Source organism: Nostoc sp. DedSLP03 (assembly GCF_034530815.1).
Classification (GTDB): Bacteria; Cyanobacteriota; Cyanobacteriia; order Cyanobacteriales; family Nostocaceae; genus Nostoc.
Genome location: NZ_JAVRCK010000004.1, coordinates 93,520 through 105,606, shown reverse-complemented (window position 1 = coordinate 105,606; position 12,087 = coordinate 93,520). Strand labels below are relative to the sequence as shown.

General features: G+C 39.4%; 10 protein-coding genes and 1 pseudogene. 3 read left to right on the top strand and 8 right to left on the bottom strand.

The features are described 5' to 3' along the window. The first annotated feature begins 294 nt into the window (after positions 1-294). The gene (locus RM368_RS03250; protein ID WP_322692718.1) at positions 295-993 is read left to right on the top strand and encodes a DUF305 domain-containing protein; all 699 of its coding nucleotides are present in this window, start codon (positions 295-297) and stop codon (positions 991-993) included. A gap of 130 nt (positions 994-1,123) precedes the next feature. On the opposite strand, the pseudogene RM368_RS03245 reads toward RM368_RS03250, so the two are convergent. Next, positions 1,124-1,294, bottom strand: a pseudogene (locus RM368_RS03245) (Uma2 family endonuclease); the annotation flags it as partial. A 139-nt stretch (positions 1,295-1,433) separates the two neighbouring features. Next, complete coding sequence (locus RM368_RS03240) at positions 1,434-2,072, bottom strand: peroxiredoxin (RefSeq protein ID WP_012412697.1); 639 nt, start codon at positions 2,070-2,072, stop codon at positions 1,434-1,436. 541 nt (positions 2,073-2,613) lie between these two features. Here RM368_RS03240 and RM368_RS03235 point away from each other — a divergent pair. Next, entirely contained in the window at positions 2,614-3,327 is a 714-nt protein-coding gene (locus RM368_RS03235; protein WP_322692717.1) for a hypothetical protein, read from the top strand. Positions 3,328-3,329: 2 nt separating this feature from the next. Here RM368_RS03235 and hpsP read toward each other — a convergent pair whose 3' ends face one another. The 6 genes from hpsP to RM368_RS03205 all read right to left on the bottom strand — a co-directional run bounded on the left by hpsP (position 3,330) and on the right by RM368_RS03205 (position 11,025). Continuing rightward, complete coding sequence (hpsP, locus tag RM368_RS03230) at positions 3,330-4,502, bottom strand: hormogonium polysaccharide biosynthesis glycosyltransferase HpsP (RefSeq protein WP_322692716.1); 1,173 nt, start codon at positions 4,500-4,502, stop codon at positions 3,330-3,332. A gap of 84 nt (positions 4,503-4,586) precedes the next feature. Further along, positions 4,587-5,762 carry a hormogonium polysaccharide biosynthesis glycosyltransferase HpsO gene (gene hpsO, locus RM368_RS03225; protein ID WP_322692715.1) on the bottom strand — a complete coding sequence of 392 codons (1,176 nt, stop codon included), beginning with the start codon at positions 5,760-5,762 and terminating at the stop codon, positions 4,587-4,589. A 52-nt stretch (positions 5,763-5,814) separates the two neighbouring features. Then, on the bottom strand, positions 5,815-6,795 hold the full coding sequence (gene hpsN, locus RM368_RS03220) for a hormogonium polysaccharide biosynthesis glycosyltransferase HpsN (protein ID WP_322692714.1): 981 nt from the start codon (positions 6,793-6,795) through the stop codon (positions 5,815-5,817). Between the two features lie 270 nt (positions 6,796-7,065). Then, complete coding sequence (gene hpsL / locus RM368_RS03215) at positions 7,066-8,721, bottom strand: hormogonium polysaccharide biosynthesis protein HpsL (protein WP_322692713.1); 1,656 nt, start codon at positions 8,719-8,721, stop codon at positions 7,066-7,068. Between the two features lie 395 nt (positions 8,722-9,116). After that, on the bottom strand, positions 9,117-9,893 hold the full coding sequence (locus RM368_RS03210; RefSeq protein WP_322692712.1) for a glycosyltransferase family A protein: 777 nt from the start codon (positions 9,891-9,893) through the stop codon (positions 9,117-9,119). Between the two features lie 340 nt (positions 9,894-10,233). Next, positions 10,234-11,025 (bottom strand): hypothetical protein, encoded by a 792-nt coding sequence (locus tag RM368_RS03205; protein WP_322692711.1) that lies wholly within the window; start codon positions 11,023-11,025, stop codon positions 10,234-10,236. Between the two features lie 154 nt (positions 11,026-11,179). Between RM368_RS03205 and RM368_RS03200 the strand changes: the two genes are divergently transcribed. Next, positions 11,180-12,079, top strand: a complete 900-nt coding sequence (locus RM368_RS03200; RefSeq protein ID WP_322692710.1) for a hypothetical protein — start codon at positions 11,180-11,182, stop codon at positions 12,077-12,079. Positions 12,080-12,087: the final 8 nt, after the last annotated feature.

The window sequence follows — 12,087 nt, the reverse complement described above, 5'->3', positions numbered from 1 at the left end:
CTGCTTGTTTAGTCCGTTCTTCTGCCTCTTCGGCACGTAAACGTTCTTGTTCAAAATAACTTAGTTTTCTGAAATAGCGTCAGCAATCGATTCTACAGTAGTAGGTTCAGACATTAGCGATCGCTCGTAAACCCGAGAAATCTCCTATGTACCGAGTATAGGCATGAGCAATCAGTGCAATGAGAAACAAGATCCCTGGCTTTGTAAAAATAAGTTGTTGGGAATCTTTAAATTTTATCTTAATTTCATTGGATTATTAGATAGTTAAAATTAGAAATATGTTAAGTAAGATTTATGCAACTGCTATTTTTCAGGAATGGCTTTTTAGCGCTAACTTTTGTTGCGATCACTTCAACTAGTGGGTTCATTACAAGCTGTAGCAATACTGCTTCCCAGAACCAAAGCCAAGCGCCAAAGGAAACCACCAGCAATGCTAATGACAAGCAGATGATGAATCATGGTGGTGGCATGATGAATCACAGTATGGGAATGGATTTAGGCCCAGCCGATGCTAATTTTGATTTACGATTTATCGACGCTATGACACCGCACCATCAAGGGGCTGTGGAAATGGCAAATGTTGCGCAGCAGAAATCAAAACGCCCTCAAATCAAAAAGCTAGCAGACAATATCATCAAATCGCAAAACCAAGAAATCACTCAGATGAAGCAGTGGCGACAAGCTTGGTATCCCAAGGCGGGAGATAAACCAATGGCTTACAACAGTCAAATGGACCACATGATGGAAATGTCATCTGACCAAATGAAGACTATGATGATGAGTCAAGATTTAGGTGCAGCTGATGCAGAATTTGATCTGCGCTTTATCAATGCGATGATTCCTCACCATGAAGGCGCTGTAACAATGGCGCAAGATGCCTTAAGTAAGTCTAAGCGACCTGAAATCAAGAAATTAGCCCAAGAAATTGTGAAAGCCCAAGATATAGAAATTAAACAAATGCAACAGTGGCGAAAAGCCTGGTACAACAAGTAATACCAATTCAAAATTCAAAATTCAAAATTCAAAATTAGGGAAGCTAGACAGAACAAAGGTTTGGGAGTATGTATCTGTCGCATTCTTTTTTAAAATTGGTATAATATTATGTATTCTGTTCGATAAAATTGTTACCTTCTCGGTTTCCTGTCTCTGAACCAGTAGGAGGCATAATTACCAATTTTCCAAATTTATTGCGCTCAATGCGTAAGTCACGATTCATCTGACAGAACTCAAAAAATTGTTCGTCTGTCATTTGCATTGATGACGGAATTTGCAAAACCAAAGGAGATGAGAACATCGGGATTTCCTCCAGCTTCAGATGCCTAGCTCACTGACTATATTCTCAGGCAAAAAGACAAAGAAAAGACAAAGAAAAGACAAAGACGCAAAATTATAACTTTGCGCCTTTGATTTTTTATCTGAAATCATTTTCAGATTTACTTGTTAGGCTGAGGAGTCATCCGCAGATAGGGTTTGATTTCCTCATAACCTTTGGGGAATTTCTCTTTAAGTACTTCTGGATCTTTAAGTGAAGGGACAATTACAACATCCTCTCCATCTTTCCAGTCAGCTGGTGTCGCCACGCTGTAATTATCAGTCAATTGCAGAGAATCAATCACCCGCAAAAGTTCATCAAAGTTACGTCCTGTACTAGGAGGATAGGTGAAACTCAGGCGGAGTTTCTTATTGGGGTCAATCACGAAAACCGATCGCACTGTCACAGCCGCATTAGCATTCGGGTGGATCATGTCGTACAGATCGGCAACCTTGCGATCTGCATCCGCTAAAATTGGGTAGTTCAGAGTGGTGCTTTGAGTTTCTTCAATGTCTCCCACCCAGCCTTTATGGGATTCTACGTCATCAACGCTGAGTGCGATCGCTTTGACATTGCGCTTGTCAAATTCTGGTTTAAGCTTGGCAACTGTGCCAAGTTCTGTTGTACAAACAGGTGTAAAATCAGCAGGGTGAGAGAACAGCACAACCCAGCTGTCACCTGCCCATTGGTAAAAATCGATGTCGCCGTGTGTTGAGGCTTGCGTAAAGTTGGGTACTGTATCACCTAGACGGAGAGCCATGAGAGATTCCCTGTAGTTAGAAAAGCATATATATTCTAGTATGCCATCATGACATAAAACCCCTATTTCCCAGTCGGAGTTTAGCAGTTTGAAACAAAATTTTAGGTTATCAGCGCTCTCGGATAACGGAAGAAAGAGAGGTAAAAACTATTAGACCTCTTGCAAAAATATATTTTTGCACTCTTAGGGGAAAGGGTAAAGGTTAAAGGGAAAGGATTTTAAGTTTCTTTACCCTCTTCCCGGACAAATGCCAATAATTCTATTGACTAAAGTTCATATATATGCATTTAATTAATATGTCTTCCCTATAGATTTTTATTTACATAGAGGATTGCAAATATCAGGGCGATAGATGACTACAAGCTATTGCAGGTCTAGGCTTATTGAGTTGCAATATTTCCACATTATTGCAGAATTACGAGAAATTTTTTTTTAGCATAGATACAAGATTTTGAAAAATTTATAATCTGTTAAAAATTAATTTTATAAAGCAAGTATTGAGAATAAAGACTACAAAATATTTCTTATTTTTGAATAACTTATGATGATACTAACCTTTTTAGCGATTGGTGTTATCCTCAGCACAACTACGAGTTTTGTTTTTGGAGTTCCTTGGTTGATGCCAATTTTAGGTGCTGCTATATCCTATCCCATTTTCTTTTTACAAGTGCGTCGTCAAGAATATAAAAGTGCTTTTTGGTGGATGTTACTGTGGGGAGTTTTGCAGAGTATTGCCGTGATTATCGCAACAACAATCGCGCCACAAACAGCAGCAAAAGTTATCCTTCGTGGACAGTCATACACTACAGAAATGTTCCACTGGATTCGCACGGGAGAAGGTATGGAAGGAACAATCCGTTTATTTTTACCAGACCATTTATTGCACTACGGAATTTTTTGTATTCTCTGCGTTGTCACCTTAAGTAGTGCAGCATTGATATTTGGTACTTGGATGCTAAACTACATGAATTTTTATGTTGCAAAATTAGTAAAAGTTAGTGCTAAACCCTGGCTAGCAGCTATTTTAGGATGGTATCCCTGGTCAATTTTGCGAATAATCGGATATATCGCTACTGGGGTGGCTCTAGCTGCATTAGGATTAAATCTAATAACTCGCATCAGAGGCGAAGTTCCAAAGTCTCCCTTTCCGAAAACTTATATGTTGATTGGAATTGGTTTTGTGATTGCGGATATCGTTGTGAAAGCGGTTCTAGCACCTATTTGGCAAAAACTGCTTTTATCTGCATTGGGTTAAATTCATTTGTTTGTGAGAATTTTTTGGTAGGCTTGGATTGTTTGCTTTGCGATCGCATCCCAGCTAAAATTTTCCAAGGCATACTTTTGAGCGTTTAATCCCCGCCGTTGACGTTCTGCGGGATTTTGCAAAGCTTCTTGTAGTAACTCTACCAATGCTTGCACATCCGTTGCGCCTACCCAACCCGACTCACTATCACGTATCTGTTGACAAATATGCACTTGGTCAGAAATGACTACAGGTACACCTGCTACCATCGCTTCAGCTACAGCAATCCCAAAATTTTCGTAGTAGGAAGGTAAGACAAATAAATCAGCAGCTTGTAGTAAACTAACTTTGAGTTCACCAGAGACAAAACCTGTAATTGTAGTGTGCGATCGCAATGGTGAATTTTGAATTTGGGATATTATCTTTTGTTCGTAATCTGGTTCTTGGGGATTTGTCCCAGCTAAGACAAAATAAAACTTATAACCAATCGCTAACAGTTTCTCTAATGCCGGAATCAACAAATTCAACCCTTTTTTCGGGTCAATTCGTGACATAAACAGCACCAATGGTACATCCTTTGGTATTTCTAACTGACTATATACATTTTTAATAGAAGATTGACGGGGAATCACACCCAAGGGAATCACCAAATCTGGTGTAGATACTCCAAATCGTTCTGATATTTTAGCTTCTTGGTCGCTGGTAAAATGAATTGCTGCCGCACTAGCTAAATTTTGACGTTCTATAATTGCAGCATAAAGCTGTTTTAATTGCTTTTTCTTTTGTAAATCAGCCGGATCGAGAGTACCCAAAGGACGGAAAATATAAGGTAGCTTTTGCTGACGACATACAAGAGCAGCAGCACTAATTATTGGCGAGAATAGAGCGTGAATATGTGCTATGTCAAACTTATGAGCGTGACGTTTTAGCCAGTTTAATAAATCGAGGGAAAATTTGTAGCGACGAAACGGCGCGCAACGAAAGTAAATTATTTCATAGCCATCTTGTTTAATTGGGCGATTTAAAGGAACATCCAGAGGTGTTTGACCATTATCGCCATTACTATCAGTTGTGAGAATTGTAACTTCTACTCCCTCTTTTACTAAGGCTGGAGCTAATCCTAGTACCATTTGACTAGGCCCACCGTAAATTAGAGAAATTGAGGGAACAATTTGTAACACTTTCATTTTTTTGTCATTTATCATTTGTCATTTGTCTTTTGTGATTTTTCATTTGACTTTTGCCCTTTATTATTCACTAATGACCAATGACTAATGACTAATGACTAACTTTTTATAAAACTCTAATTGCTGTTTAGCCAAAGCTTTATTTGTATATTGAATCATTGCTTTTTGATAACCCATTTCACCGAGAGTATGAGCAAAATCTGGTTTATCCATTAATTGAACTAAGCAATTAGCAAGAGCTTGAATATCACCTTCAGGAAATACTAAGCCAGCATCACCAATTACATAGGGAATTTCTCCAGAATCGGAACCAATCACAGGAACTTGGCAAGCCATTGCTTCAATTAGGACATGACCAAATTGCTCTTTCCAGCCAGCAGAAGTTAAGGTTTTAAACTTGTAAGTTGTTTCTGAAGGTAATACTAAAGTACTCATTAAATTGATATAACTTGCAACCTCATGATGGGGAACACTTTCTATCAAAATTAATCTTTCTTTAATATTGTTTTCTGCCGCAATTTTCATTAATTCACTTTGCAACTCTCCTCGTCCTAATAATAGTAATTTCCAAGGTTTATTTTTCAAAGTAGTTAAAGCTTGCAAAAGCGTTAACAAACCCTTTTCTTGCACAAAGCGACCTACAAAACCTACTATAAAATCTTCTTTTTCGATGCCCAATTTAGCTGCTAATTCTGGTTGAACTTTGGAAGTAAATAAATTTTCATCTACACCCAGTTGTGGCATGACTTTAATTGCACCTGTATATCCTCGTTGCCGCAAAATTTCTGCTCCATCTTGATTGCCAGAAATAATACCGTGGCTGTGCTTGAGGTTATATTTCTCTAATAAAGAAATTGGTAGTTTTAGTTGGTAAGGAAGATTCCACCAGGTAAAAAATATATTTTTAGAATTGAGTCCTAGTAGCTGATTTAAGACAATCATTTGAGTATAAGCCAAGGCTCTAGAACCTTGTTCAACTTGGATGATTTGCGGGCGGAATTGTTTTAATAAATATATCAAATCAGCGCCAAAAGTAAGAAGTCCCTGATGATTTTGACTAAAATTAGAAACTGGAACTATTTTAAATCTGCCTTCATCACGGTATTTAGTTTCAATAATTTTGTTTTGTACACCGCCTGGTTTCCAGCGCTTTGGGACTACAACTGTCACTTCAATGTCCTGTTCTAGTTGAGATAAAGCGCGTAATTTTTCACAGTTGAGGTCTACGATATAAGTATGACTAGCAACTAAAATTCTCATTTTTCATTTATTCTTTGTTATTCACTAATGACCAATGATAAATGACTAATAACTAAACTTGTTCATCCAATCGACTGTAAATTTGACCATCGTTCCAAAGTGATTGAATGACAGTACCCAAGGCTTTGAAAAAACCCAAAGTGTAGAAAATAGCGCGAGTGGCAATTTTGATGGGGGAACCGCTTTTGTGACAAGGTGGGCGTCCCAGAACATGACAGTCAAATAAACGACCATATAAACGCAAAGCTTGAGTTGCAGTCAGGTTTTTCAGCCCCAGTAAAAAATGGTTGTGGTAGAAGGTGAGTTGATATTTTAGCGATCGCATACTAATATCGTGACAACCCCCTGTTTCTTCGCCTAAATGCACCAAATGGGCTTCTGGGTCGTACCAAATCTTATACCCAGTTTGTCGCAACCGCAAACAAAAATCTGACTCTTCGCGCACTGCACTCCCGCCAAACCTCTCATCAAACCTCAATCCATACTTAGTAAAAATTTCGCCGCGAAATGACATATTACAGCCCCTCGCTGTCAGTACTTGTTGGGGTTTGATAGTATGTACTAAATCAATATGATACCAAGCAATTCCTGGGTCCATAGCTTCGGGAGGCAGATATTCAATCTGTAAATTTCCTCCAGAATCACCTAATTTCATTTTGTCAAAGACTCGACCGGCTACAGCCCCCACCTCTGGGTTTTGTACGTAATTTTTCGCATGGGCTGCTAACAATCCAGGGGTTAACTGAACATCATCATCAATAAACAATATTATTTCACCAGATGACCGCCGGATGGCATAATTCCGCGCCCCTGGCAAACTTGCCCAATCTAAGCGCAACCATTTAATTTTACCTGCCTTTGCCATCTCTTCTAGGTAGGCTTGAATTTCTGGTTGGTGTTTTGGAGTTTGGTCTACAATTAAAACTTCAAAATTTGGATAATCCTGTTTTAAGACATCCACAATGCTATCGCGTAGCGCTTCTTCTCGTCCGTAGGTTGCAATAACTACAGTAACTAATGGCCAATTATTCATAAATTTTATTAAGTAATTTTACTACCTATATAATAGCCTTGTAGAAATTAATTTTCATGAAATTCAGTAAGTGGCTATTGCTTTAATTTACATACTGTATTTTCACGGATTTTGGAAAACCTCACTTTCATTCCTCTCCCTGACTACGAAATTACTTACCCATCAATAAGTATCATCGAAAAATAAGTGTATGGCGAGAATTTCGAGGTAGGTTTGAAATACTGAGGTATTTTTGACCTCCAATCATATCTTTGGCCATTTTTATTTCATTTAAATTGTTTTTAGACGTTTTTTCTTCTTTTTTTGATCGGGGTTGGCTTCTTCCTTATCTTGTTTCTCCAGTTCTGGTAACTTAAAAAGAACTCCTGCAAAAAACCAATAATAAGCTGCAACAGGATCGACATCCAGAGGATAGTAGTAAGTGTTGGTGCTAATAAACAATATAAACACCCATAAAGCTGCTCCGGAACTACGGAAATTACGGTTCTTTATAGAGCGATAGGTTTTAAAGCCCAGAACTGTTAAAGTTGTTACCAAACCCAGAAACGATAGTAATCCAAAAATTCCCACTTCATAAAGTACTTTGGGGTAGTAGGTTTCCACAAGCTTAGTTTGACCCATCACACGAGCAGAGTTTGTGGCTCGTCCTAAGCCGCTTCCCAATGGCCCGTCTACGTTTTTCCAATTTTCTTCAAATTGCTGGATGATAAAATCTTGAGGTGGTGAAGCGTTCCAACGACTGATAAAACTCTCGGTTCTCTCTTGTACGACAGCAGGGTTACTCACCATCGCAATTCCCAGAATGAAGGCAAGTCCCACGCCTATGGGGATAAATCGTTTCAGATTGCCAAGTTGTCCGGTAAGCAATAGCAAAATCCCGAAGCAGATTGGTACTAAAGCTAAGGCTATTCTCTGTCCAGAGATTACAGCATCGATAAAGACTCCCGCTATAGAAGCTAAACCGATAATCCGCCATATTGGTGAGGGATCGGTGAAGCCGGTGGCAAAGGTAAAAAAGGTGCTAGAAATTAAAAACCATGCCCATTGCCAAGGAGCTACAAATGTCCCTGGTAGACGAATAACTCCTTCTTCGGGACTATATACTAGCGCTCCACCAAAATAACATCGGGCTTCGAGTGTTGCTCTAAATAAAGCATCTCCTTCCAGACCTCTAGTACCCTGACAGACACCAGTTAGTAGTAAAAAATATTGAATAAATCCCAGCGCGCAGCAAATCAGTGTAAGGACAATTTGGAGGCGCAATAAAAATAGAAAATCCCGCTTATCGCGAATTAGATAGTAGGCACAACCAATCAAAGGGACATAGCCTAAAAATACTTTTAGTCCCAAAATTCCCATACCTAATGGTATTTCTGGGGGTGCTTTTTCTAATAGTCCTGCACTAGGCGGGTTAAATTGCTGTCCACCATTAACAAACAACAGTGTTAGCAAACTGCAAGCCAAAACAATATAAAGTGGGATTTTAATGCCTTTGGGAATAATTAAGGGTAGCCCCTGTCTACGGCAAGTCTGCCAAAGTCCAATTAGCGCTGGAACGTAAAAGGCATCTTTAGCTAATTGGAGTATGGGACTATTGCCCAAGTAGTAGGTGACAGTACCTCCCACAGGTATGTAAATGATGAAGGCATATAGAGCTTGGCGCGGATATTTGTAGGAAAGGGACATGACTATTATCCCTAACACGCCAGGGACTGCTGCTTTAATTCCAGCTACGAAAAAAAGTAGAATGCCAACGAAGACACCGCCAAAAATGGCGGTGGTGAGTAAGCTAGTGAGTTCTTTACGTACTTGAGCAGATTTGCGCTTTTGGGCTAACTGTTCTTTGAGACTAAGGGTAGAAGTTTCCTTTTTAGCCTGCTTTTTCGATTTTTTAGATTGCTGAGATTTTGATTTAAATTTTGGCATAGTGGCACTGTAGCCTATCAGCCTCGCAAAAGACTCCATTATATAGGACTAATATTTGATTTATAAAATACACGTAGGGGCCAGTGCGTTGCGGAGGTTCCCGACACTTGAGTATTTGCTTTAAGCGTTGGCGCAGCCTCTTAACGTGAGTTCGACAAGCCCTTTTTTGACCTCTCCCCCAACCCCTCTTGGACACGGAGAGGAAAGCCAAAACCCTAATTTCTCGTTGCTTCTCCCTTTCCCCGTGGGAGGAGGGAGGTTGTCCGGGAGAGGTTCATCGAATTCACGTCATTTTAGCCTTGCCATGCCACTACGGCACAATTTCAAGCTTTTGGTGCGTTACACTTCGCTAACACACCATAGAAGACCATTTATGAGATTTTTCTAAAAACAATTTAAAATTCCGATAGTTGATAAATCTCTTTGGATTGCTGTAATTTGTATAATCCAAATTCATCTTTCAATGATTGATTTAACAATTTCCGATTAAAAATACTAAATCTTAATCTTGTTGAATTGTTAAAAAGATTTTCTCCTGTTGCCAAAATATAAACTGCACCTGGAAATGGTAATGATTTAATGGCTTTTGCTTTGCTCTTTAAAATATCTCTGACTTGAGCGTGGTCTATATAATATTTATAGTATCCGTAGCCGCGATTATATTCTGCGGTTTCTGGCAAATTATTCAAATCATATCGAATAATGTTACAAGTACCGCACATTTTATAAAAATTGCTTCTCTTGATATATATGTAATCACTGCCTTCTTGATATTTATAACCTTTATTTATAAACCATCCATTAGAATCAGGGTGTTGTTGAACAAATTTGGCTAAATTTCCACTAACACAATCGTCAGCATCAACTGTCATAGTGTGAGTGGGATAAAATTGACGTGCATACATCAATCCTTTTAAGATTTTACGCCCTTTATCTGTGTCTCCTTTGGCTACAGGGGTAGGCTCGTTTGGAAGTGGAAAATTAACTGTAATGTATGTAATATGAGGATGAGTGAATTCTATTTTGGGCTTTTCGTTACAAACAACAATAACGTGAAAGTTAGGTGAGGTTTGATTGCAAACTGATTTAATACATCTTTCAAATAATTGTGTAACACGCTCCCAAGAATTGGAAACTTGTGCACTTTTGAGTGGGATAACAAAAACAAGCACTGTATTTTATCAGAACAAACAGCTAGGAATCTCGAAGCAAATAATAACACGTTATGACTGACGCTAAGACTAAATGTCAGTAGATCGAAAAGTTTTGTAAGTTGACGAAAGAATCAGGGTTTCAGACGAGGTTTCGCTGTTGACGATCGCGAGCGATGTCTACGACGAACTGCGCCTATACTTGTACTGCACCCTTAAACCACCAACAACACTCGTTCCTTGAAAAGCAGACTCTAACAGGATTCCGGCAAATTGTGTTTCTAAACTCTAATCAACGGCTGGTAAGGGTTCTGGAAAAATTTTCGGTCTACTGACAGTAACACAAGCCAATTACCCGATTTCAGACAATTCGAGTTACTTGCTGATTCACACGGGGACGACCAAAGCGTTCCCAAGCACTCCCTCCTCGCAAAAATAGCTCTAAAAAGCGCAATGGTTCTCCTGAATCGCCTCTTGACCAACCAGAACTACCAGGAGCAAAGGCTAAAGTTCCTTCAGACACCTTAAAACTGCCATCAGAATACACTGCATCGCTGACCACATCTCCAATTCGGATCGCAATCTTGCTTTGAGGCTCCAAGTTAACTGTATGGGCCCCAATAGTTGTTTTAATGTTGCCGTAGCCATCAATCCAGGCAATGCGATCTGGTGGAACATCTGGAATTTGCTCGCTCTTGAGGCTATCTCCCAGAATGCTAAAATCTTCATTCATAACCGCAGCCGCAGCCGGAGGAAATACATCCCGCGAGCGAAACTGCGAACCACCACGGGAAACGTTGACGACTCGCAACTCCTTTGTATGGTCTTTAATAAAGGAGAGGGTGTAGCCTGCATTCACACCCACGACTTTTACACCATTGGATAGAAGGGCATAAGTTAGCCCTTCACCTTCATTATCTCGACGAGCTTCAGGATCGTCCTGACGAGGGGCACAGTTGTGATAAATTAGGCGATCGCTAGGGCCAGGGTTGAGTCCGAGTTGGGCAATCCAGAATCCCGTTGCTAAGGTACTGAATGCTGGAACCGAAAGCAAATGAATTTGAGCATCGGGAAAAGTCATCAGCAGACGTTGTGTGACTTCAGTAAATGCCGGATCTCCTGTACCGTAGTCTGCAATGACGCAGATAAACATTCTGCTCCTCCTTTTGATGGGGTAATTTGCAATCAACCTAATTCATAATTAATAATTATGAATTATTTCGTCATTATCTGATTACCGGGTGAAATGAAAAAAACGAGTGTTCATTTCACTTCTAATTAATAACGTTAAAGTCTTAATCAATGCAATGAAAACAATTACTTCACTTTTTAGCGAAGAACGCAACCAACTTCAGACAGATATTGATAACACAATTGGTATTGAGCAAATAGTTAAACTGGTACAAAACCGACTCGATAATCTCGAAAGAATTTACATTGAAAAGCTTAATTTAGCTCAAGTTCGTCTGGCTTCCTTTTTCTTGGATACGCTGCGGCAGTCCATCGCCACTCTGGCTGCGGCTAACTATCTTCAAGTTGCTCCAACAGAACAAAGGCAAATTACTAATATAGGGACAAAGTTGTTTAGCAGCAGATTAATCCTGAAACTGCTAAAGGGACTAATTTATATAGGCATCTTAGGTTCGTTGTTTTCTTTAACTAAAACTACTCCAGGTGCGTGGATGGCTATCTTATTAACTTCTCTACTTATCGGACTAGAAATTGTACTTCAACTCGAATCAAACAACCAGCAAAATAATTCTATATCTGAAGAAGTATTGGAATTACCTCAACCGATTCTTCGGGTTGATAGCAAAGTATTTCTAGATCATCTTGGCGATGCTCTCAACACTATTGACCTAGCAGTGGCTAGAGTAGAAGAATCAAATAAACATGAAGGCGACTTAGCAATAGAAGAACTGCCAGAGTTATTGAATTTTCTCCAAAGACTAATGGGCGCATCCAAACTTGATAAACCCCAAATGGCTTATGAACTGGCGAAACTTCTGCCACAGATTTTAATGTCTCAGGGAATTAACGCTCAAATTTACCGATCGAATAGCGATCGCGAATATTTTGACTTTGAGCCAAGTATTGACCCCGATACCAAAGAACACGTGACTCTAACGCCGGCTTTGTTAAAAGGCGATCGCTTGATTAGGCGCGGTAGGGTAATTGAACCAGCATATTCCTCTGCTAGAGAATAATAGACAAT